This is a genomic window from Bradyrhizobium sp. USDA 3256 (assembly GCF_054058275.1).
The window spans coordinates 6136269-6158640 of the sequence record NZ_JBSSAE010000002.1 but is presented as its reverse complement, the minus strand read 5'-3'; the positions used below and the strand labels follow the sequence as shown (position 1 = coordinate 6158640).

General features: G+C 64.5%; 22 protein-coding genes and 1 pseudogene. 13 read left to right on the top strand and 10 right to left on the bottom strand.

Annotated features, from left to right (window positions below; translation table 11 throughout):
- Positions 1–28 precede the first annotated feature (28 nt).
- The 3 genes from ACVWY5_RS31010 to ACVWY5_RS31000 are packed head-to-tail and all read right to left on the bottom strand — an operon-like array spanning position 29 to position 2521.
- Positions 29–1033: an NrtA/SsuA/CpmA family ABC transporter substrate-binding protein gene (locus ACVWY5_RS31010; RefSeq protein WP_028333357.1), complete on the bottom strand. Its 1005-nt coding sequence runs from the start codon at positions 1031–1033 to the stop codon at positions 29–31.
- A gap of 10 nt (positions 1034–1043) precedes the next feature.
- Positions 1044–1769, bottom strand: coding sequence for an ABC transporter ATP-binding protein (locus ACVWY5_RS31005; RefSeq protein ID WP_028333356.1), 726 nt, complete (start codon positions 1767–1769; stop codon positions 1044–1046).
- Positions 1766–2521 (bottom strand): ABC transporter permease subunit, encoded by a 756-nt coding sequence (locus tag ACVWY5_RS31000; protein WP_321176719.1) that lies wholly within the window; start codon positions 2519–2521, stop codon positions 1766–1768. Before ACVWY5_RS31000 ends, ACVWY5_RS31005 begins: the two co-directional genes overlap by 4 nt.
- Positions 2522–2938: 417 nt before the next feature.
- Here ACVWY5_RS31000 and ACVWY5_RS30995 point away from each other — a divergent pair, with 417 nt between their 5' ends.
- Positions 2939–4030, top strand: coding sequence for an LLM class flavin-dependent oxidoreductase (locus ACVWY5_RS30995; protein ID WP_028333354.1), 1092 nt, complete (start codon positions 2939–2941; stop codon positions 4028–4030).
- Positions 4031–4035: 5 nt separating this feature from the next.
- On the opposite strand, the gene ACVWY5_RS30990 is transcribed toward ACVWY5_RS30995, so the two are convergent.
- Complete coding sequence (locus ACVWY5_RS30990) at positions 4036–5376, bottom strand: LLM class flavin-dependent oxidoreductase (protein ID WP_028333353.1); 1341 nt, start codon at positions 5374–5376, stop codon at positions 4036–4038.
- Between the two features lie 313 nt (positions 5377–5689).
- Between ACVWY5_RS30990 and ACVWY5_RS30985 the strand changes: the two genes are divergently transcribed.
- The 4 genes from ACVWY5_RS30985 to ACVWY5_RS30970 are packed head-to-tail and all read left to right on the top strand — an operon-like array spanning position 5690 to position 9465.
- Positions 5690–7318, top strand: a complete 1629-nt coding sequence (locus ACVWY5_RS30985; RefSeq protein ID WP_028333352.1) for an FAD-dependent oxidoreductase — start codon at positions 5690–5692, stop codon at positions 7316–7318.
- Positions 7315–7635 carry a 4Fe-4S dicluster domain-containing protein gene (locus tag ACVWY5_RS30980; protein ID WP_028333351.1) on the top strand — a complete coding sequence of 107 codons (321 nt, stop codon included), beginning with the start codon at positions 7315–7317 and terminating at the stop codon, positions 7633–7635. The genes ACVWY5_RS30985 and ACVWY5_RS30980 overlap by 4 nt, the downstream gene beginning before the upstream one ends.
- Before the next feature lie 50 nt (positions 7636–7685).
- Positions 7686–8810 (top strand): methionine ABC transporter ATP-binding protein, encoded by a 1125-nt coding sequence (locus tag ACVWY5_RS30975; RefSeq protein WP_028333350.1) that lies wholly within the window; start codon positions 7686–7688, stop codon positions 8808–8810.
- Complete coding sequence (locus tag ACVWY5_RS30970) at positions 8800–9465, top strand: methionine ABC transporter permease (protein ID WP_028333349.1); 666 nt, start codon at positions 8800–8802, stop codon at positions 9463–9465. Before ACVWY5_RS30975 ends, ACVWY5_RS30970 begins: the two co-directional genes overlap by 11 nt.
- 13 nt (positions 9466–9478) lie before the next feature.
- Here the strand turns inward: ACVWY5_RS30970 and ACVWY5_RS30965 are convergent, their stop codons facing one another.
- The gene (locus tag ACVWY5_RS30965) at positions 9479–10429 is read right to left on the bottom strand and encodes an aliphatic sulfonate ABC transporter substrate-binding protein (protein ID WP_431017559.1); all 951 of its coding nucleotides are present in this window, start codon (positions 10427–10429) and stop codon (positions 9479–9481) included.
- Positions 10430–10801: 372 nt separating this feature from the next.
- Between ACVWY5_RS30965 and ACVWY5_RS30960 the strand changes: the two genes are divergently transcribed.
- Positions 10802–11596 (top strand): MetQ/NlpA family ABC transporter substrate-binding protein, encoded by a 795-nt coding sequence (locus tag ACVWY5_RS30960; protein ID WP_028333347.1) that lies wholly within the window; start codon positions 10802–10804, stop codon positions 11594–11596.
- A gap of 28 nt (positions 11597–11624) precedes the next feature.
- Positions 11625–12401, top strand: coding sequence for a MetQ/NlpA family ABC transporter substrate-binding protein (locus ACVWY5_RS30955; protein ID WP_028333346.1), 777 nt, complete (start codon positions 11625–11627; stop codon positions 12399–12401).
- Positions 12402–12442: 41 nt separating this feature from the next.
- Here the strand turns inward: ACVWY5_RS30955 and ACVWY5_RS30950 are convergent, their stop codons facing one another.
- Positions 12443–13843 (bottom strand): LLM class flavin-dependent oxidoreductase, encoded by a 1401-nt coding sequence (locus tag ACVWY5_RS30950; protein WP_028333345.1) that lies wholly within the window; start codon positions 13841–13843, stop codon positions 12443–12445.
- 30 nt (positions 13844–13873) lie between these two features.
- Between ACVWY5_RS30950 and ACVWY5_RS30945 the strand changes: the two genes are divergently transcribed.
- The 3 genes from ACVWY5_RS30945 (at position 13874) to ACVWY5_RS30935 (ending at position 16416) form a co-directional block, all read left to right on the top strand.
- Positions 13874–14110 carry a hypothetical protein gene (locus tag ACVWY5_RS30945; RefSeq protein ID WP_321176709.1) on the top strand — a complete coding sequence of 79 codons (237 nt, stop codon included), beginning with the start codon at positions 13874–13876 and terminating at the stop codon, positions 14108–14110.
- Positions 14111–14259: 149 nt separating this feature from the next.
- A complete protein-coding gene (locus ACVWY5_RS30940; protein ID WP_028333344.1) occupies positions 14260–15585 on the top strand; it encodes a PLP-dependent transferase in 1326 nt (441 codons plus the stop codon).
- A 33-nt stretch (positions 15586–15618) separates the two neighbouring features.
- Entirely contained in the window at positions 15619–16416 is a 798-nt protein-coding gene (locus ACVWY5_RS30935) for a MetQ/NlpA family ABC transporter substrate-binding protein (protein WP_028333343.1), read from the top strand.
- Between the two features lie 74 nt (positions 16417–16490).
- Here ACVWY5_RS30935 and ACVWY5_RS30930 read toward each other — a convergent pair whose 3' ends face one another.
- Together ACVWY5_RS30930 and ACVWY5_RS30925 are read right to left on the bottom strand one after the other, a co-directional pair.
- The gene (locus ACVWY5_RS30930; RefSeq protein WP_321176710.1) at positions 16491–16961 is read right to left on the bottom strand and encodes a hypothetical protein; all 471 of its coding nucleotides are present in this window, start codon (positions 16959–16961) and stop codon (positions 16491–16493) included.
- Positions 16942–17891: pseudogene (locus ACVWY5_RS30925) on the bottom strand (FAD/NAD(P)-binding protein). Before ACVWY5_RS30925 ends, ACVWY5_RS30930 begins: the two are co-directional and overlap by 20 nt.
- A gap of 585 nt (positions 17892–18476) precedes the next feature.
- Between ACVWY5_RS30925 and ACVWY5_RS30920 the strand changes: the two are divergent.
- Positions 18477–19136 carry a TetR/AcrR family transcriptional regulator gene (locus ACVWY5_RS30920; protein WP_028333342.1) on the top strand — a complete coding sequence of 220 codons (660 nt, stop codon included), beginning with the start codon at positions 18477–18479 and terminating at the stop codon, positions 19134–19136.
- A gap of 8 nt (positions 19137–19144) precedes the next feature.
- Here the strand turns inward: ACVWY5_RS30920 and paaZ are convergent, their stop codons facing one another.
- Both paaZ and ACVWY5_RS30910 read right to left on the bottom strand, forming a co-directional pair.
- Positions 19145–21172, bottom strand: a complete 2028-nt coding sequence (gene paaZ / locus ACVWY5_RS30915; RefSeq protein WP_028333341.1) for a phenylacetic acid degradation bifunctional protein PaaZ — start codon at positions 21170–21172, stop codon at positions 19145–19147.
- A 41-nt stretch (positions 21173–21213) separates the two neighbouring features.
- Complete coding sequence (locus ACVWY5_RS30910) at positions 21214–21480, bottom strand: hypothetical protein (protein WP_157340657.1); 267 nt, start codon at positions 21478–21480, stop codon at positions 21214–21216.
- A 57-nt stretch (positions 21481–21537) separates the two neighbouring features.
- On the opposite strand from ACVWY5_RS30910, the gene ACVWY5_RS30905 reads away from it, so the two are divergent.
- Entirely contained in the window at positions 21538–21831 is a 294-nt protein-coding gene (locus tag ACVWY5_RS30905) for a hypothetical protein (protein ID WP_198400064.1), read from the top strand.
- Entirely contained in the window at positions 21743–22294 is a 552-nt protein-coding gene (locus ACVWY5_RS30900; protein WP_080667015.1) for an AraC-like ligand-binding domain-containing protein, read from the top strand. Before ACVWY5_RS30905 ends, ACVWY5_RS30900 begins: the two co-directional genes overlap by 89 nt.
- Positions 22295–22372: the final 78 nt, after the last annotated feature.

Here is a 22372-nt window from a genome sequence, read left to right as displayed (position 1 = left end):
TGGCGTTGATTGATATGACGGCTGTTGATCAGAGCTGGGCCAGGTGGTCGGTGACTTTGATCGGCTCCGGGAGCACCTTGCGCGCGACCAGCCAGTCGGCGGCCCTTTGCAGTTCGGCGAGGAAGTTTTCGTCGTTGGCGGCGAAGTAGCGATACTGCCGGTTCAGCGCGATGAACTGGTCGCGGACCTGGTCGCTGTACTTGCCGGCCTTCTGCGCGATGTATTCGGCATCCTTGCTGTTCGCTGAGATCCACTTGCCTTCGGCGCGGAAGGCATCGTTGACGGCCCGGACCAGCGCTGGATTGTCGTTCGCGAATTTTCGGGTGGTCAGGTAGGACGTGTAATCGATCTGGAACTCGAGATCGCGACCTTCCAGGAAGATGTCGTGCGCCTTGTATTCGAGCCGCGCGATATCGACGCCCGGGCTCCACATCGACCAGGCGTCGACCTTCCCGGAGGCCAGCGCCGGCGCTGCGTCCGGCGGGTTGAGATAGACGAATGTCACCTTGGAGCGGTCGACCTTGTGCTTCTCGAGCGCCGCAACCAGCAGGAATTCGCCGAGACCCGAGCGGTTCACCGCCACCGACTTGCCGACGAGATCCTCGACCTTGTTTATGCCAGAGTCATCCCGCGCGATGATCGCCGTGGTGCGCGGCTCGTAAACCACGAATTGGGTGAACACCAGCGGCGAGCCGGCGATAATCGCGGCGAGTGCCGGCGTCGTGCTGCCGCCGAAGCTGAAATCGGCACTGCCGCCGGTCACAGCCTGCAGCGTCGGTGCATGATTGGGGAACGGCCCGAGCCACTCGACCTTGATGCCGTCCCTGGCCAGCAGCTTCTCGAACTCGCCGCGCTCCTTGGCGATCAGATTGAGGCCGCTCAAACCCCAGGTCAGACGCACCGTGTCGGTGACGCGGCCGGTCGCCGCATGCGCCGGCTCGGACAGGTCAAAGCCGGCAAGCGCGCCGATGCCGAAGGCGGCGCCGCCAAGGAAGCTGCGACGGGTGGGGTTGGTGAACCGGGGGATAGACATTGAGTGGTCCTCAGGCAGGAATGGGGTGAGAGGTGCCGACGCCGAGCTCCGCCAGCAGGTCGGTGCGGGCGATCGGCGCTGCGCCGTTACGTTTCATGCGATGCTCGAACGCGATCCGGCCCTCGCGCATCACCAGGATGCGGTCGGCGAGCGCGATCGCCTCGTCGACGTCGTGAGTGACCAGGAGGACGCCGGGTCGATGGACGGCGACCAGCTCGCGCACCAGATCGTGCATCCGAATGCGAGTCAGCGCATCGAGCGCTGCGAACGGCTCGTCGAGCAAGAGCAGCTCGGGCTCCTGCACCAGCGCGCGCGCCAGCGCCACGCGCTGCGCCTGTCCGCCCGAGAGGTTGCGCGGCCAGTCATCGAGACGGCCGCCGAGTCCGACCTCGGTGAGCGCGGTGGCGGCGCGCTGGCGGGCGTCGGTCGCATTGAGGCCGAGCGAGACGTTGCGCCACAGACTGTCCCAGGGCAGCAGCCGGTGCTCCTGGAAAACGACGGCGGGCCGCCGTGGTGCCGTGATGCGCCCGCCGTCGATCGCATCGAGGCCGGCCAGCGCCCGCAGCAGCGTGGTCTTGCCGCAGCCGCTTTCGCCGAGCAGGACGACGAACTCGCCGCGCTCGATGCGCAGGTTGAGGTTCTCGATCACCACGCGACTGCCATAGGCGCGATGCAGTCCCGTCACCACGACGGCCGGCGCAATCGCGGCCGGTGAGGGCACGGCGTGCAGTGTCATCGCGCGCTTCCATAGTTCGGATGCCAGGCCAATAGCCGTCGCTCCAGGGCGCGCGCGATGCCGTCGGCGGCGACGCCGATCAGCGCATAGATCGCGATCGTCAGCACGATCACGTCGGTGCGCAGGAACTCGCGCGCATCCATGGCGAGAAAGCCGATGCCGGACTGGGCGCCGATGGTCTCCGCGACCACCAGCGCCAGCCACGCGGTCGCCAGCGCATAGCGCACACCGGTCAGGATCGAGGGCAGGGCGCCGGGCAGGATGACGCGCCGGATCAGCTCGAGTGTCCCGAGGCCCTGGACGCGTCCGAGCTCGAGCAGCTTCGGGTCGACCTGCCGGATGCCCAGCGTGGTGTTGATGTAGATCGGGAAGGCGACGCCGAGCGCGACCAGGAAGATCTTCTGGGCTTCGCCGACGCCGAGCCAGACGATCACCAGCGGCAGCGCGGCGAGAAACGGGATCGCGCGGATCATCTGGATGCTGCGGTCGATCGCAGCCTCCGCGATTCGCGAGAAGCCCACGAGGATGCCGAGCGCGAATCCGACGCTGCCGCCGATCGCAAAACCGGCCGTTGCGCGCAGCAGGCTGACGCCGAGATCGTTCAGCAGGCTTCCGGACGTCGCCAGCTTGAATGCCGTCCGGACGACCTTGCTCGGTGCCGGCAGCACCTGCGGCGAGAGCCAGCCGGCTTGCGCCAGCAACTCCCAGACGATCAGAAGCACGACCGGGGCGAGCCACGACAGCAGCAGCATGCCGCGCCGGTCGATCTCTACTCGTGCCTTCCGGGACGGCGATGCCGTTTGATCGCTGCGCGGCGTTGACTCAAACGCGATCGATGACGCAGCCTGTTCGAGGTTGCTCAAGTCTGTTCTGTCCTCGTCTAACATTGCGCGCGAGCATCATTGATCGCGCGCGGCATGGTCCGCCATTCTCTCGATCGACGGTTCGTCCGTTCGAAAGCGCGCGCGGCTCATGCGACGCAAACTGTCCCACGAATTTTCTCGAACAGAAATAGAGCCGTATTCCAATTGTCGCTACGTCCGGAGTTTTCTGGTTTATCGGCGCGCGCGGCGCGGCAAGGAAAATCTTTTGATGCGCCGCTGCTTGATCTGTCGCCGTGCTTCTTTGAAAACACACCGACGTAACGTCAGGGAAATCGGAGAGACGGCATGTCGACACGACCGCTTCGCTTTGGCATCTGGGCGCTGGTCCATGGTTCGCGCGCGGCCTATCAGGATCCAGAAGAGCCGTATGACGCATCGTGGGAGCGCAATCGCGACCTCGTGCTTGCCGCCGAGGCATTGGGCTACGATTCCACGCTGATCGCGCAGCACACCATCAATCCGCATCAGGAGGATTTCGATCAGCTCGAGGCCTGGAGCGCGGCGGCGGCCGTTGCGGCATTGACCAGCCGGATCGAGATCATCGCGGCCATCAAGCCCTATCTCTATCATCCGGTGGTTCTCGCCAAGCTCGCGCTCGGGATCGAGAACATCAGCCGCGGACGCTTCGCGATCAACCTGGTCAATGCCTGGAACCGGCCCGAACTCGACAAGGCCGGTATCGGCTTTGCCGAGCATGATGCCCGTTACGCCTATGGCCGCGAGTGGATCACGATTGTCTCGCGCCTGATGCAGGGCGAGCGGTTGACCTACAAGGGCGAGCATTTCGATGTCCGCGATTATCTGTTGCGGCCGTCGAGCCTCTACCGACCGCGACCATTGATCTATGTCGGCGGCGAGTCCGAGCCGGCGCGCGCTTTGGTCGCCGACCGCGGCGACGTCTGGTTCATCAACGGTCAGCCGCTCGAGGATGTTGCGGGCCTCATTGCCGACGTGGCGGCGCGGCCGCGGACGTCGGCGCCGCTTCGCTTCGGGCTGTCCGCCTTCGTCATCGCGCGCCAGACGCAGGCCGAGGCCCAGGCCGCCTATGAGCGGCTGCTTGAGCTGTCGCGGAAGGACGCCTCGATGAAGGCGATCCAGCGACAGAACACCGACCCGAAGGTCGTGATGATGCAGACCATGCAGAAGTCGGAGCGGGTCGGCAGCAACGGCGGCACCGCTGCCGGTCTGGTCGGCAGCTATGATGACGTGGCCGCCAGGATCGGGGCGTTCCATGCCGCAGGCATCGAGTTATTCATGCTGCAGTTCCAGCCTTTCGAGGCCGAGATGGAGCGCTTTGCGAAGGAGATCATCCCGCGCGTCCGCGAAGCGTCATCTGTTGCGAATGACACCCCAGCACTGCTGGCGAGCTCGCGGTAACTGCGTCACGCGGTTGCGGCGGCTTCCGTCCGACGTGCAAAGCGGCTGATCGGCCGAGGCAAGCCAAAATGCTCACGCAAGGTGGTGCCGGCATAATCGGTTCGGAATAGACCGCGGCGCTGCAGGATAGGCACCACGCTGTCGACGAAGACCTCGAGTCCCGTCGGCAGCACGTCCGGCATCAGATTGAATCCGTCGGCCGCGCCAGCCTTGAACCAGGCCTCGATGTCGTCGGCGATCTGCTCGGGCGTACCGACGATGATGCGGTGTCCGACCCCGCCGCCGAGCGCGCGCAACAACTGCCGGACGGTGAGGTTGCCGCGGCGGGCAAGGTTCACCGTGCCCTGGAACATGGTGTGGTTGGCGTTGGCCGGCAGCGGCAGCGGATCGGGTAGCGGCTTGTCGAGCTCAAGGATCGCAGGATCGACCTGCAATGTGCCCGCGAGACGCGCCAGGCTGTACTCGATCGGAACCAGCTCCCACAGCTCATCCTGCCGCCGTTTCGCCTCGGCTTCGGTGCTGCCGATCACTGTGGCAAGGCCCGGCAGGATGACGATGGAGTCGCCGGCGCGGCCGTAGGTCGCGGCGCGGGCGCGCAGATCGCGCGCATAGGCGACGCCTTCCTCGATCGTCTGCGCCAGCGTGAACACGGCTTCGGCCTGCGCGGCAGCGAGGTCACGCCCGTCGCTCGAGCCGCCGGCCTGCACGGTCACCGGACGGCCCTGGGGCGAACGTGGCACGTTGAGTGGACCGGCCACGGCGTAATGGGCTCCGCGATGCGCGATCGGATGAACCTTCGACGTATCGACAAATCGCGCCGAGGACTTGTCGCCGACAAAGGCGTCGTCCTCCCAACTGTCCCACAGTGCATGGACGACCTCGGCGAACTCCTTGGCGCGCTCGTAGCGGGCCTTGTGCTCCAGCACGTTGCTGAGGCCGAAATTTCGGCTGGCCGACGTGTCGGCAGTGGTCACCGCATTCCAGCCGGCGCGGCCGCCGCTCGCGAGATCCAGGGTCGCGAAGCGGCGCGCGATGTTGTAGGGCTCGTTGTAGGTGGTCGAGGCGGTCGCGATCAGCCCGACATGGCTGGTCGCCGCGGCCACCGACGCCAGCACGATCGTCGGTTCCATCGACATGAAGGAGCGGTAGTCGATGCGGTCGGTGATCGCCGGTGTGTCGGCAAGGAAGATCGCATCGAGCTTGCCGCGCTCGGCGATCTCAGCCACGCGCACATAATGGCCGACGTCGAAGCAGGCGCGAGGATCGCTTTCGGGCAGGCGCCACGCCGACGCATAGACGCCGGAGTGCAGCAGGTTGACATTGAGGTGAAGCTGACGATCGGACATGGCTGCCACGCAGTGAGGTGAAACGACTCACGAAGTACCGCCTGTCAGGCCACATGAAAACGAACGGCCGGCGCGTGCATGCAAAAAGAAATATCCGTCTCCGCTGCGTGATCTGCGGACAAATCCGGTGTCGATCTCCTGCGATGAACGGAACGTCCTCTCCGCCGCCGCATGAATATTCTGCCACGTGCCGCGGCAGGGGAAGCTTCGTCCAAGTCTGCGCAAATATCTGAAATTGCCAGAGCAGCCTGCGCGCGCAACGATGCTGTTGCGGCGCGTTGCAAGCAATTGGTGCCGCCCGGAGCACTGAACCATGACAGTCCACGAGCGACGCGCCGAACAGCGAACCGCGCCAGGCGGCTCGGTCGAATTCGACGCTGATGTGCTGGTGATCGGCGGCGGACCGGCGGGCACGTGGGCCGCGGTGAGCGCCGCCGAGCGCGGCGCTCGCGTCGTGCTCGCCGACAAGGGATTTTGCGGCACGTCGGGTGCCACCGCGGCTGCCGGCACCGGCGTCTGGTATGTCGATCCCAAGCCGGCGCTGCGCGAGGCCGCGATGGCCAATCGCGAAAAGATGGGCGGGCACCTGCAGGATCGCCGCTGGATGGCGCGCGTGCTCGACCAGACCTACGAGGACAGCAATCGTCTGGCCGCCTGGGGTTACCCTTACCCGGTCGACGACACCGGCACGTCGCAGCGCAACTCGCTGCAGGGGCCGGAATACATGCGCTTGATGCGCAAGCGCACCAAGCAGGCCGGCGTCACCATTCTTGATCACAGTCCGGCGCTCGAACTGCTGGTGGATGACGACGGCTCGGTTGCGGGAGCCAGCGGCGTGCGCCGCCAGAAGCACGATCGCTGGATCGTGCGCGCCAAGGCCGTCGTCATCGCGACCGGTGGCTGCGCGTTCCTGAGCAAGACGCTGGGATCGAATGTGCTGACCGGAGACGGCTATCTGATGGCCGCGGAGGTCGGGGCCGAGTTCAGCAGCATGGAATTCTCGAATCCTTATGCGATCTCGCCGGCGTTCGGCTCCGTGACCAAGACGCTGTTTTATGGCTGGGCGACCTTCAGCTACGAGGACGGCAGCGTCGTTCCCGGTGCGGCATCCAAGGGCGGGCGATCGGCGATTGCGCGCGCGTTGCTTCAGGGGCCGGTCTATGCGCGGCTCGACAAGGCCGACGACGACGTGCAGCGTCACATGCGCGCGTCGCAGCCGAATTTCTTCCTGCCGTTCGATCGCACCGGCATCGACCCCTTCAGGGAGCGTTTTTCCGTCACCTTGCGGCTCGAAGGCACCGTGCGCGGCACCGGCGGCCTTCGCATTGTCGACGACAGCTGCGCCACCAGCGTGCCGGGACTCTATGCCGCCGGTGACGCAGCGACGCGCGAATTGATCTGCGGCGGCTTCACCGGCGGCGGCAGCCACAACGCCGCCTGGGCGATGTCATCGGGGACCTGGGCCGGATGGGGCGCTGCCGGCTATGCAAGGCAGCTGGGCCCAGCACGTCAGCGACGACTGGCGTCCGCCGGCACCGTCGCGTTCCGAAGCAAGGCGGGTCGCGCGTTTGAGCCCGCCACGCTGACAAAAGCGGTCCAGGACGAGGTCTACCCGTATGAGCTGAACTACTTCCGGCACGCCTCGCGTCTCGAAAGCGCCCTCGAGCGGCTGGATGCGGCGTGGGTCGATGCATCATCGGCCGATGCGGCGAGCAAGGACGATCTGCTGCGTGCCCGCGAGAGCGCGGCCATGCTGGCGACGTCGCGCTGGATGTACCGCAGCGCGCTGGCGCGGAACGAAAGCCGCGGCATGCATCGCCGCGACGACTATCCCTATCAAGACGACCGCCAATGCCATTACGTGACGAGCGGCGGCTTGGACGAGGTCTGGACCACGGTGCGGCCGCATGCCGATGCCAGCTACTCAGAGGCCGCGGAATGATCGAGGTGATCGACGCCGAGCGCTGCACGTCCTGCGACATTTGCGTGAACGTCTGCCCCACCAATGTCTTCGACAAGACGGAGGGGATCCCGGTGATCGCCCGTCAGGGCGATTGCCAGACCTGTTTCCTCTGCGAATTGTATTGTCCCGAGGACGCGCTTTACGTGTCGCCTTATGCGGAGGAGCCTCGCCCGACCGACGTGGTCGCGTTGCGGCAGACTGCCGCGTTGGGCAGCTACCGCCGCGCGGTCGGCTGGACCGACGAGACGCGCGGTCTCCGCGGCATCGACCGCAGCTATCTGCTCTTTGGTCATTGAGCCCGGGCTGCGCCCGGCGACCGAAGCCATTTCCTAATTGGATCGACTGAATGAATGTACATCAATCCCTGACGACGGCGCAGGCTGTTGCGCCGCTGCCGCCCATCCCGCTCGCATCAGGCGCGAGCGATGCCATGATCCGCTTCGAGGCCGTCTCGAAGGTCTATCCGGCCTATCGCGACAAGCCGAGCGTGCATGCCTTGCAGGCGATCGACTTCGCGATCCCGCGCGGCTCGATCACCGGCGTGATCGGCCGCTCCGGCGCTGGCAAATCGAGCCTCGTCCGCCTCATCAACGGGCTTGAGAAGCCGTCGAGCGGCCGCGTCGTCGTCGATAACAGTGAGATCTCGGCGCTTGCCGGTCGCGAGCTGCGCCTGGCGCAGCGCTCGATCGGCATGATCTTCCAGCACTTCAACCTGCTGTCGTCGCGGACGGCGGCGGACAATATCGCCCTGCCGCTCGAGATCGCCGGCTGGTCCAGGGCCGACATCGCCGTCCGTGTGGCCGAGCTGCTCGAGCTCGTCGGCATTGCCGACAAGTACGATCGCTATCCCTCCGAATTGTCCGGCGGCCAGAAACAGCGCATCGGCATCGCGCGCGCGCTGGCGACGCGGCCGAATGTGCTGTTGTCCGACGAGGCGACGTCGGCGCTCGATCCGCAGACCACGCGCGCGATTCTGGACCTGCTGGCCAACATTAATCGCGAGCTCGGGGTCACGATCGTGCTGATCACCCACGAGATGTCGGTGGTCCGCCAGCTCGCCAAGGAAGTCGCGGTGATCGACGGCGGCCAGGTCGTCGAACGCGGCCATGTCGCGGAAATCTTCACGCATCCCCGGCATCCGGTCACGCAGGCGTTCCTTTCCGAGGTGATCGGGGACAGTGTTCCGGTCTCGCTGGCGAGCCGCCTTTCGCCACAGCCGGTTGCCGGCGGGCAGGCGGTCCTTCGCGTGCAGGTGCGCGGTACCGAAGCCGGCGACACCGTGGTGGCACGGCTTGCGCGCGAACTGTCCCATGACGTGGCGCTGCTGTCGGCCCGCATCGACGAGATCGGCAGCCGGCACGTGGGCTCGCTGATCCTCGGCATTCCCGGCGGTGAAGCCGCGGCCAGGCAGGCCCTCGCCTATCTTTCTCAGCATGACATTCTGGCGGAGCGTCTCGGCCATGTCGCGTGAACTCATCAACCTGATCGTTCAGGCCACGGGCGAGAGCCTTTTCATGGTCTCGGTGGCCGCGCTGGTTGCGACCACGCTGGGCCTTCCGCTTGGCGTCTTCCTGGCGACCAGCCGGAAAGGGGAGCTGTTCGCCGCGCCGTCAGCCAATGGCCTGCTCGGCGTGATCGTCAATGCGACCCGCTCGACGCCGTTCATCATCCTGGTCGTTGCGATCATTCCTTTCACGCGGCTGATTGCCGGCACCTCGATCGGATCGGGCGCGGCAATCGTGCCGCTCACCATCGCGGCGACGCCGTTCATTGCCCGTCTGGTCGAGGCGGCGATCCGCGAGGTCGATGCTGGTCTGATCGAGACAGCATCTTCGTTTGGCGCGAGCCCGCTGCAGATCGTGTTCAAGGTCTTGATCCCGGAGGCGTTGCCGGGCCTGGTGCTGGCCTTGACACTCGCGGTGGTCAGCCTGCTCGGCTATTCCGCAATGGTTGGGGCCGTCGGAGGCGGCGGCCTCGGCGACCTCGGCATTCGCTATGGCTATCAGCGCTTCATGCCCGAAATGATGCTGGCGGTCGTCGTCGTTTTGATCGCGCTGGTTCAGACCGTGCAGACCGCCGGCGACTATCTAGCGCGCCGCGTCAACCGCCGCCTGCGCCATCGCTAAAGAGGCGGCGCCGTCACGATCCCTTCGGCGCCCAGATCTTGACGTCGCCGGTATCGACCTTGCGTGGCAGCAGACCTTCGGACGTGAAGGTATCGGCGATCCGCTGCTGCTCGGAAAGGCCGGCCGGGGTGACTACGCCGACCTTGTAGGAGCGGTGGCTGTTGGCCTCCTCCACCGTGGCGGCGTCGATGCCCCACAGGCCGGCGAGCAGCGCCGCTGCCACGTTCGGATTGGCTTTGACCCAGGTGCCGGTTTCGACCAGCCTGGCAAAGATCACATTCAGTGCATCGGTCCGCTTTTCGGCGAACGCGGCCGACGCGAGATAGTAGCGCTTGTAGCTTGCGAGCCCGCCGCTGCCGTCGGTCAGGATGCGCGCGCCGGACTGGCGTTGCGCGCTGCTGAAGAACGGATCCCAGGCGACCCAGGCGTCGACATTGCCGCTGACGAATGCCGCGCGGCCATCGGCCGGCGTCAGATAGGCCGGCGTGATGTCCTTGAAGGACAGTCCGGCCTTGGCGAGCACCGCCAGCAGCAGGAAGTGGCTGCCCGCGCCCTTTGTCACCGCGACCTTCTTGCCCTTGAGATCGGCCGGCGCTTTGATCGCGGAATCCTTCGGCACCAGAATCGCCTGCGCCGATGGAGAAGCGGCTTCCTCGGCGACGTAAGCGAGCTTGGCGCCGGCGGCCTGGGCGAAGATCGGCACGGTGTCGGCGACGTCGGCTCCGAAATCGATGCTGCCGACATTGATGGCCTCGAGCAGCGGCAGGCCGCTGGTGAACTCGTGCCACGACACGGTGATACCGAGCGGCGCCAACGCCTTCTCCAGCGCGCCGTTGGTCTTCAGGATCGCGGTCAGCGTCGACGATTTCTGGTAGCCGATCCGGATTTCCTCGGCGGCCGCAGGCCGAACCAGCGAGGTCATCGCAAGCAGCCCGATGGCGGCGACAGCAAGACGGCGCGACATCGCAGTCGCCGATGATGCGGCCTGCGCTTGAGGGATGGGGCGGGCAAAGATGGGCATGGCAGGTTGTCCTGAGCCGGTTCGATCTTTTGCCATTTGTGTGCAATCGGTGCGCCGGAGGCAATCGCGGAGAAGTCGTCCGAACGAGTGCAATTTTCTCTGCAAGCGAAGTCCGCGAGAAAAGTATTTTTGGCCTGCGCGTTGCAGCCGGCATCAGCAGATAAGTCGCTCGCTGCGCCAAGATGCCCGGCCGGCTCCATTCTCTTTTCATCGCGGCTACAGCAGCGGCGACTCGTTATGGGGAAAAATTTGGATTCTCATTTCATTGATTTCGTCCCCGGCGCGGGCGATGAGCTTCATAGCGAGTTCAGTTCCATGGAGACCAAGATGTTGCTTCGATCGATTTTCGCTCTTGCAGGCGTTGTTGCGATCTGGTCGACCGCCGCCGCGGCAGAAACGATCAAGATCGGCGTGACGCCCGGGCCGCATGCCCAAATCCTCGAGGCCGTGAAACCGATCGCGGCCAAGAGCGGGCTCGAACTTCAGCTCATCGAATTCTCCGACTATGTCGTTCCGAACGCGGCGCTCGACGCCGGAGACATCCAGGCCAACTCCTTTCAGAACCAGCCTTATCTGGACAACCAGAAAGCCGATCGCGGCTACAAGATCGAGCAGGTGGGACTGACGGTCAATTTTCCGATCGGTGTCTATTCACGCAAGCACAAGAGCTGGGCCGATCTTCCTGAGGGCGCCAAGGTCTCAATTCCAAATGATCCGACCAATGGCGGCCGGGCCCTGCTGCTGCTGCGCGACAAGGGCGCGATCAAGCTGAAGAGCGACGTCGGTTTCAAGCCGACCGTCATCGACATCACCGATAATCCCAGGAAGCTGAAATTCGTCGAGGTCGACGCAGCCCAGGCGCCCCGCGCGCTCGACGATGTCGATGCGGCAGTCATCAACACGAACTATGCGACGCAGGCCGGTCTCGATCCGGTCAAGGATCCGATCCTGCGCGAGGATCCGAAGGGGCCATACGTCAATCTGATCGCGGTTCGCGCTGCCGACAAGGACAAGCCGTGGGTCAAGATCCTGGTCGATAGCTACCACACGCCCGAGATCAAGGAATTCGTCCAGACCAAGTTCAAGGGCGCGGTGCTACCGAGCTGGTAGTTACCGATCCAATTGTCGAGGGAAGATGATGCGTATCCTGATGATGGCGGTTGCCGCGGTAGCACTCTTGGTCGGCACCGCGAGGGCCGAGACGATCCGGGTCGGCGTCACGGCCGGACCACATGCCGAGATCCTGGAGATCGTCAGGAAGGTGGCTGCGGGCCATGGGTTCGACATCAAGGTGGTCGAATTCACGGACTACGTGATCCCGAACCAGGCGCTCGCGCTCGGGGATCTCGAGGCCAATTCATTCCAGCACGAGCCCTATTTGAAGAACCAGATATCGAAGACCGGTTGGAAAATCGTCAAGGTCGCCAACACGATTGCGTCACCACAGGGTGTCTACTCGCTGAAATACAAGAAGCTGGCCGATCTTCCGGATGGCGGGCGGGTGGCGATCGCCAACGATCCTTCCAATGGCGCGCGCGGCCTGATGATCCTTGCGCTGCACGGCGTGATCAAGCTCAAGGATCCCAACAACGTCGCGTCGACTGTTGCCGACATCACCGACAATCCGAAGCATCTGCGCTTCGTCGAGCTTGATGCCGCACAACTGCCGCGTTCACTGCAAGATGTCGACCTGGTCTCGATCAACAACAATTATGCGGTTCAGGCCGGGCTCAATCCCGCCACCGATGCCATTGCTCGCGAGGCGGCCGATGGCCCGTGGGTCAACATCGTTGCCGTGCGCGAAGCGGACAAGGGCAAGCCCTGGGTCAAGCAGTTGATCGACGCCTACCATTCCGAAGAGGTCAAGGCGTTCCTCGAGAAGCGCTTCAAGGGCACCTACATCGCAACCTGGTGACGGGCGTTCATCGCCCATCGCCAGGAGGTTTCCAGGCTGATCTATTCAGCGGCATCGGTGCGCGCTGCCGGCGAGGCGCGGCGGAAGCCGGCGCCGGGATGCGTGGCGTCAAGATAGGGTCCGCGTCCGGGGAACAGCTTCTCGCGAAGCGTGCCTTCGCGATAGGCTGTCTTGTAGACCCCGCGTGACTGCAATTCCGGCACGACGAGATCGACGAATGACGTCAGCGATTCCGGCGTGACGAGGCGGAACAGGTTGAAGCCGTCGACGTCGGTTTCGTTGACCCAGGCGATCAGCTCGTCCGCCACGTCCTGGGGTGAGCCGACCACGAATGGCGAGCGTGCGCCGACCCGGCTCAGCGTCGCGAGATCGCCGACCTTGACCGGCCGGTCGCTCCGCAACGTGAAATTCTCGACCATCGACTGGATCGCGTTGCTCTCGACATATTGCACCGCCTGGTCGGGGCGATAGTTCGAGAAATCGATGCCGGTCCAGCCCGAGAGCAGAGCCAGCTGGCCGGCTTGATCGACATACCCTGCGTACTCCTCGAGCAGATCGTTGGCCTCCGCGCGCGTCGGGGCAACGATCACGGTCGCGCCGGCGAACAGGCGGATATCATAGGGATCGCGTCCGAACGCCTTGGCCGCCTCCCTGATCTCGCGTACGGCGCGGGCTAGAATGGGCTTGGTCTGGCCGTTGAGGAAGATCGCCTCCGCGTGCCTCGCCGCGAAGGCGCGGCCGCGCTTCGAGGTGCCCGCCTGATAGAGCAGGGGCGTGCGCTGTGGCGAGGGTTCGGCGAGGTGGATGCCGTCGACCCGGTAATGAAGTCCCTGGTGCCGCACATTGTGGATCCTTGCCGGATCAGTGAACACGCGCGCTGTCCGGTCACGGCGGACCGCGCTGTCCTCCCAGCTGCCTTCCCACAACTTGTAGGCCGCGGTGAGGAATTCCTCGGCCGCCTCGTAGCGTTCATCATGCGCGCGGTTGGCCTCAAGACCCATTCCGCGGGCGCCGCTGTCGAGATAGCCGGTGACGATGTTCCAGCCGATCCGCCCGCCGGTGAGGTGGTCGAGCGTCGAGAAGCGGCGGGCGAACTGGTAGGGATGCTCGTAGGTGAGGTTGGACGTGATGCCAAAGCCGAGATGCTTCGTTGCATAAGCCATGGCGGAGACGAGCAGGGTCGGCTCGGCGTTCGGCAATTGAACGGCGTGACGCAGCGCCGTCTCAGGACTGCCGCCGTAGACGTCATAGATGCCAAAGACGTCGGCGAGGAAGATGCCGTCGAGCAGGCCGCGTTCGGCTGTTCTGGCGTAGTCAACCCAATAGTCCAGCGAGTTGTAGTTAAGTGAAGTGTCGCGCGGATGCGACCAGAGGCCGGCCCAGTTGTGGCTCGGCGCCATCATGTTGAACGCGTTGAAACGAAGTTCCTTCGGTCTGGTCATCGCGCGATTCCCCCAATTGAGGACTGAGAGGTGATTTATCACGACCGCTGCGCGGCTTTATTTTCTATTCGCAAAGACAGGATCAAAATCGTGCTCCATCTTCGATCGGGCGCAGCAGAGATTCGTTTGTTCAACGTCGTGGTGCTGTTCGAAATGACGGCCTGCGCGACATTGCGTATTGATTTGCAGGCTCGATCAGCTGATGGCTCACCAACTCCGCTGATCCGTTCAACACGGCGGCGCAGTGAAACAAATGTTACGCGATAGGCGCAGCGGCTGAAAAATTAGTGACGCCATCAGACGCGCCGCCAGCACGCTCATCGCTATTTTCTCCGATGTCTCGACAGTCGCGGACGCTGCTGCGCATCATTCTCTGCCTTTTGATGCTGGGTCCACGGATTTCAGGAGATTTCGAAATGCCGATCGAAACCAAGAATGTCGAGACGCTCGCCTTGCATGGCGGATCGTACCGATCCGACCCGGCGACCGGCGCCGTGGCTGTTCCGATCTACCAAACGACGTCCTTTCAATTCGAGAATACCGATCACGCATCGCGGCTGTTCGCCCTGGAGGCGATCGGACAGATCTACACCAGGATCAAGAACCCGACGGCTGACGTGTTCGAGGAGCGCTTGGCCGCGCTGGAAGGCGGCGTTGGCGCTCTGGCCGTAGCGTCGGGCCAGTCGGCGACGGCTTACGCGATCTTCAACATCGCGCAAGCCGGCGACAATATCGTCTCAGCGACCGATCTGTACGGCGGCACGTTGACGCTGCTGTCGCAGACGCTGAAGCAGTTCGGCATCGAGGTTCGCTTCGTCGATCCGGCCGATCCGGAAAACTTCCGCCGCGCGACCGATGCGAAGACCCGGGCCTACTTCGCCGAGACGCTGCCAAACCCCAAGCTCAACGTGTTCCCGATCAGGGAAGTCGCGGATATCGGCCGTTCGCTCGGCGTGCCGCTCATTCTCGACAACACCGCCGTCCCGCTCATTGCGCGCCCGTTTGAGCATGGCGCAGCGATCGTCGTCTATTCCGCGACAAAGTATATCGGCGGCCACGGCACATCGATCGGCGGGGCGATCATCGATGGCGGCAATTTCGACTGGGCGGCGCACGCCGAACGCTTCCCGTTGCTGACGCAGCCGGACGATGCTTATCACGGCGCGATCTGGACAGAAGCCGCCAAGCCGCTTGGCCCGATCGCCTACATCCTGCGCGCACGCGTGAAGCTGCTGCGCGATCTCGGCGCTGCGGTCGCTCCCCAGAACGCATTTCAGTTCATCCAGGGACTCGAGACCTTGCCGCTGCGGCTGCGTCAGCACAACGAGAACGCAATCAAGGTCGCGAATTTCCTGGCACGGCATCCCACCGTTTCGCATGTGATCTTCCCCGGACTGCAGAGCGGGGAGGACCGGCGCCGCGCCGACCTCTATCTGAAGGGCGGCTATGGCGGGCTGGTCGGCTTCGAGCTGAAAGGGGGCGTCGAGGCCGGCCGTCGTTTCATCGATGCGCTGAAACTATTCTATCACGTCGCCAATATCGGCGATGCGCGCTCGCTGGCGATCCATCCGGCGTCGACCACCCATCAGCAGTTGAGCGCCGCGGAGCAACTCGCGGCAGGCGTGACGCCCGGCTACATCAGGCTTTCGGTCGGCATCGAGCATCCCGACGACATCCTCGCCGACCTCACCCAGGCGTTGGACGAGGCTGAGGCGGGAAGCAGCGGCCGCAAGGCGGCCTGATCGATCCCTGAAGACGGAGTTGAAACCGAGACCATGAAGACATTGTTGCGCCTGGCGCAGGCAGCTGGCGTGCTGCTTGCCATGACTGCGGCCGCCGTTGCGGACGAACCTCTCAAGATCGCGACCAGCGCCGGCCCGGTTGGTCAGCTGGCTGCCTTTGCCGCCAAGCTCGCCAAGGACAAGGGGCAGGACGTCAAGATCGTCGAGTTGTCGGACTGGGTCGCGTTGAACGAGGTGGTGAACAGCGGCGATGTCGACGCTAACCTGTTCCAGCACGCCACCTATCTCGCGATCCAGAACAAGCAGCGCGGTTTCAACCTGATCCAGGTCGACAAGGTCGGCGTGATCGCGCCCGTCGGGCTGTTCTCGAAGAAGATCAAGTCGCTCGACGAGATCAAGTCCGGCGACAGCGTTGCGATCCCGAACGAGCCGCTCAACGGCGCGCGTGGCTTGATCCTGCTCGAACGCGCCGGACTGATCAAGCTGGCGCCGGGCAAGGGTTTTTCGGTGAGCCGGTTTGATATCATCGAAAATCCCAAGAACCTGAAGATCGTCGAGCTCGATCCGGCGCAGACCTACCGGTCGCTCGACGACGTCTCGCTTGCGCTCGTTAATATCACCTATCTGATACCGGCCGGCGGTGATCCGAAATCGGCGCTGGTGATCGACCGCACGGTCGATGATGGTCTCGTGCTGCGCTTTACCGCGCGGCCGGACAAGAAGGACGATCCGCGCCTGAAGGCCTTCATCCAGGTCTTCAACTCGCCCGAGGTCAAGCACTTCATCGAGGAGAAGCTGCCGGCGTTCATTCCGGCCGGCTTCGGCAGCTAGGGCGTTGAAGTCGACACCGGTTCGCGTGAAGAAAGCGCGTCAAAACAAGAGGCTGCAGTTTCGGTTCTGATTGATCAGAGCCGAAGCTCTAGACGCGCGCGAGGGGTGCGAGTCGCCGCTCCTCGTCTGAGCGAACCAGCAGAGCGGCAAGCTCGGTGCACTGGTTGCGGATATCGGGAATTGCACTGATTTCCCAGAATGCGGCACGCGTGAGCGGGCCGACGGCATAGAGGCGGCGCGATGGGACGCTCGTGACCGATGATCGCGCAGTTGCGATCGGTTTCGATGCCGATGCGGAGCGGATCGACGCGCGCCAGGCCAAGCTCGAGCAGGCTGCGCACCGCGGGATTGGCGGTTGCGCGTGGATCCTTGACGATGCCGGTGCAGTCGACGATGGCGCCGACGTGCATGCGACGGAGCCTGCTCTCGCCGCGCCGCCGGTAACTGACGATCGCGCCTGTCCGGTCGGGCTCGGCCGAGATCAGCTTTGCGGCTATCGGGGTGAGCCGGCCTCCATAGATTGCTTCAGTGATCCGGACCTCCACTTGCGGCGCCATCCGGTGCCGGTACGTCCCACCAGGCACGTGCGTGTTCGAGGAACCGGCGCTTGGACGAAAGCGGGAGCTCACGCCACAGCCGCTGGGTGTGGGGGGCGAAGCCCTCGATCACGCTGCGCCAGTCGCCGCCCGCTGCGATGTGCCGGTCGATGCGGCCGCGAAGCCAGCGAAGCAGGCTGCCGATTCCGGAGCCGAAGGGGACCTCCGCCTCCTCGATGCGCACGGCGTCGACCCGGCGGTGCGGTTTCGCGAGAAGGCCCCGGCGCGACATCGCAACGATCGGCCCGCGATGCCCGTCGCGGAGCAACGACAGCACGTAATCGACCATCGTCAGCCCCGTGCCGAGGATCAGGACGGTCGCGTCGTCGGCGATCGCAGCGACAGACGGTACCGCCCAGGGACCGGCATGTCCCGGACTGTTCGCGCGTGGATCGTGCCCGGTTGCGAGAACGACGATGTCGCCGATCAGCTGCCGGCCGTCGTCGAGGCTGGCGGTGACGTCGCCTCGCCGTTCGCGGATCGCGATGCATCTGCCGTGCACGATCGACAGGCGTTGGATGTCGGCCTGATCGGACGCCTGTTGCTCGAGCAGACTGGCAATGTAGTCGCCAAAGATGCGCCGCGGCACGAAGCAATAGGGATCAGGGCAGAGCGTCGCGTCCGCCCCGCGCGAGATCAGCCAGTGCCAGAAATGATCCGGCTGATCGGGCAGCGCGCTCATATTGGCGACCGTACATTGAGCAGATGATCCGGATTGCCGGTATGATAGGCGATGCCGCGCCCGATATCGGGGCCCTGCTCGATCAGGCTGACCCGGACATCGTCCGCCGATTGACGCAGCAACTGATGTGCCAGCAGGACGCCGCTCGCGCCGCCGCCGACGATGATGATGACGTGACGCGCTCGAGGAGCTGTCATGCTATCGCTCTGTGCGTGATCCTGCCGCTCGACATGTGCGGCGTAGGCAGACTGACGTCAGCGTGGCGATGGATCACATCTGCCGCGGTCTCGATTGGGCATGCGTCGCGGCAACGAGCGATCAGCCGTGAGGACCAAACAGAAAGAGTTCGTGCATGTCCTTGCCGTCGGGGTTGGCAGCGCGCGCTAATCGCCGCTGCCATCTCTTCAGCCGACGGGCCGCGCGACGAAGGACGTGGAGCCAAGAGGATGTCCGCACCCAGAGCCTCCTTCGCATTCCGAGCCGTTCGATGAACGATAACACGCTCCTGTTCGGGACGCGCGCGAAACTCGGCGGCGCCGCGAACTTTGCAATCAGACGCGCATGACGAGGCGATTTGCAGCAGAGAGATGCTCTCGCGACGCTGCGCCAGGAAAATTCATTCCGGGCAATGTTGCCCGATCGCCGGGCTTATGGAATTGTCCGACCGGATGGTCAATAAATAGCAGTTCGGAGGCGCCGGGGCTGTGGTCCCGGAACCTTGCGACTATTGACTGACATCTCTGGACGATGGCCGAACGGCCGCCTGGTGGAACGGACAAGACATGGCCCGATCGCGCGCCAAGGACTATGACGACAAGCGCCTCTCGATGCTGCATCGCTCGGCCGAGCTGTTTGCCGCATCGGGATATGTCGGCACGTCGATGAACACCATCGCCGATGCCTGCGGTGTTTCGAAGGCTCTGCTCTATCATTATTATCCCGACAAGGAAGCGATCCTGTTCGATATCCTGTCGTCGCATCTCGCGAAACTGCTGGCGGCACTCCGCAAGGCGAGCGCACAGGCCGGCGATCCGGCCGCACGCTTCAGGACGATCGTTGCGACCCTACTCGAGCTCTACCGGCATGCCGATGCCGAACATCAGGTCCAGATCTCAAGTCTCAAGCTGTTGCCGAAGGATAAGCAGCAGCCGCTGCTCGCAAGCGAGCGGATCCTGGTCGGGATCATGTCGGATGCACTCGCTGCCGCCGTGCCGGCGGCGAAGCAGAAGCGCGTGCTCAAGCCGCTGACGATGAGCGTCTTCGGCATGTTGAACTGGCATTACATGTGGTTCCGCGAGGGCGGGCCGATGACCCGCGCCGAATATGCCGGTTTCGTCGCGCAGCTCGTGCTGGCCGGCGCCGACGATGCCGCGGCCGCCGCCACCCGGCCGCGCGGCAAGGCGAAATCGGCCGGCCGCAGCCGGCAGGCCGAGTTGCTTTGACGCGCCTCTTAACCCCGCATCGCGTTCATGGTCAGCAGCTCGTAGGTCGCCGCGGTTTCGCCGGTGCCGGTCGTGATCTCGACGTCCCAGCGTACCTCGCCATATTGCTTGTTGCGCGGCATCTTCTCCTTCGCGGTCAGCCGCACCTGGATCTGTTCGCCGGGCTGGACGGGTTTGACGAAGCGCAGCGAGTCGAGGCCGTAATTCGCCAGCACCGGCCCATAGTCGGGATCGACGAACAGGCCGGCCGCAAACGACAGCAGCAGGTAGCCATGCGCGACGCGGCCCGGGAAGAACGGATGCCCCTTGGTCGCTTCCTCGTCCATATGGGCGTAGAAGGTGTCGCCCGTGAAATGCGCGAAGTGCTCGATGTCGTCGAGCGTGATCTGCCGTGCCTTCGAGACCAGCGTGCGGCCGATCTCGAGATCGTCATAGTGATAGCGGAACGGGTGCAGGTCGCCTTCGAGCATCGGGCTGCCCTTGAACCAGCGGCCGGTGACGCCGCTCAGCATCGTCGGCGAGCCCTGCAACGCGGTGCGCTGCATGTAGTGCTGGAGGCTGCGGACGCCGCCCAGTTCCTCGCCGCCGCCGGCCCGGCCGGGGCCGCCGTGAACCATCTGCGGCATCGGCGAACCGTGTCCGGTGTGCTCGCTCGCGCAGTCGCGGTCGATGATCGCGACACGGCCGTGAAAACTGCCGATGCCAAATGCCAGTTCGGTCGCGGCCGGGATGTCGTGCGTGTAGATGGATGCGACGAGGCTGCCGCCGCCGCGATTGGTCAGCGCGATCGCCTGCTCCAGGTCGTCGTAACCCATCACGGTGCTGACAGGCCCGAACGCCTCGATCTCGTGGACCGCGGATGCGGCGAGCGGCTTGGCGCAATGCAGCAGCAGCGGCGGAATGAAAGCGCCGCGCGTCGCGTCGGCATCGAGCAGCGCGAAGTCGCCGGGATCGCCGGCCACCAGTTCGGCTTCGGTGCGAAGCTTCGCGACATGGGCAAGCACATCGCTCCGCTGGCCGAGCCCGACCAGCGGCCCCATCCTGACCTTGTCGTTTTCGGGATTGCCGATCGTGACCTTGGCCAGGCGGTCGCGCAGCGCCGTGATCACGGCGTCGAGCTGCGCTGACGGCACCAGCGCGCGGCGAATCGCGGTGCATTTCTGCCCCGCCTTGACCGTCATCTCCTTCGCCACTTCCTTGACGAAGAGGTCGAACTCCGGACTGCCCGGTACGGCGTCCGGAGCGAGGATTGCGGCGTTCAGCGAATCCCGTTCGGCGATGAACCTGACCGCTTCGCGCGCGATGACCGGATGCCGCTGCAGATTTTGCGACGTGTCGGCCGAGCCTGTGAAGGACACCACGTCCTGGCAGGTCAGATGGTCGAACAAGTCGCCGGTCGATCCGATGATGAATTGCAGCACGCCTTCGGGCAGCGCGCCGGATTCGGTGATGATCCGGACCAGCTCGTGGGCGACATAGGAGGTGACCGTCGCGGGCTTGGTCACGACGGGCACGCCGGCCAGCAGCGCCGGCGCCAGCTTCTCCAGCATGCCCCAGCACGGGAAGTTGAATGCGTTGATGTGCACGGCGACGCCGTGCAGCGGCGTCACGATATGCTGACCGGCGAATGCGCCACCCTTGGAGAGCCCCTCGACATTGCCGTCGAGCAGGAATTTGCTGTTCGGAAGCTCACGGCGGCCCTTGCCGGCATAGGCGAACAACGTGCCGATGCCGCCGTCGACGTCGATCATTGCATCGGTGCGGGTTGCGCCTGCATGGAATGACAGTTTGTAGAGCCGGTCCTTGTGCTGGGTCAGATAGTCGGCCAGCGCCTTCAGTAGGCCCGCGCGCTGGTGGAACGTCAGTTTTCTGAGATGTTTGCCGCCGATCGCGCGGCCATAGGCGAGGATCTCGCGCATGTCGAGATCGCTCCTGGTCGTGACCGCCACCACGTCGCCGGTGACGGCACTGTGAATCTCGGCTGCCGGTTCGCCCGGGCCGGACCATTTTCCGCGCACGAAGTTGTCGAGCTTCATGACGTTGTCTGCCGTCCGTGCACCACTGGATTGAGGCTGTGTCATCGCAATTGGACCTTCTGACTTGTGATCAATGATGCGTCTCGCCTTGACGGCGGAATGTTCAATTCGAACGTTCGAGCTTTGGCTCGTCCGACAAAGCGCGTCGCGCGCTTTTCGAGAAAGGCGTTGAGCGTCACGACGCGATATCCGGCGCGGATATCGGTCAACACCAAATCGCTGACCATGATGACCTCCCGTTGCGGCTTCTGGCGGCCGAAGGTTACGTGACTTGCGCTTGGATTACTATTGACCGTCCGGTCGGTCAATTATAATCCGTGTAAGTGCCGACGCGTAAGCACGGTCCCGTGCACTCGAGCGGTGTCATGCTGCCACAAATCGGCCGCATATCAGCGGCGACCTCCCGCCGCGATGAGGATCAGCCGATGACGATGCAGTCGCCGGATATCGCCGGGTTTCGGTTCTCGACCGCGGAATTCGGCGAGCGCGACCGCTTGCCGATCTTTCGCGAGCAGATCGGGCCGATGATCGTGAAGCTCGATCCGGAGCCGCCGAGCGTAGGCGCGTTCCATGCCGAAGCCAATGTGCGCGAGTTGCCTGGGCTCGGGATCGGATCCTGGGCGTGCAGCAACCTCAAGATCGCGCGGCCGCGACGTTGAGCTCGGCCCGGGGCAGGCCGTGCTGCGGTCGAGCGCGGAGGCCGGGAACATGGTGGTCCCGGTCTCGCCGAGCCGTTTCGTCGGTCTCAGGCTGCCGCGCAAGGCGCTCGCATCGCTGGTCCGCGATCCCGAGGACATGCTGATCCGGCCGTCGCCCGCGAACACCGAGGCGATGCGTCTGCTGGCGCTCTACATCAGGGAGCTTGACGACAGCTACCAGCTCGCGACGCCCGAGCTGCGCGGCGCCGTCGTCCGGCATCTGGTCGATCTCGGGGCGACGTCGCAAACAGCGCTCTCCGCCAGCCTGTGTGCTGTCGCGCACACAACATCGCCGCCCAATCACGTCCGCTGCGGGCGATTCCAGACGCCAATGCACGACAACGTGTTTCACATTGTTGCCCGATGTCGCATATGTCCAATCCCCGTCGCCCGAGTCCGAGCCTGCCAATCGTCTCGCGCTTAAAAGGCAGCCCCCCGGTGATCGTTGCAATCGGCGGATTCGTCGACTGCGATGCATTGAGGCGACTTGAGACCATCGAGG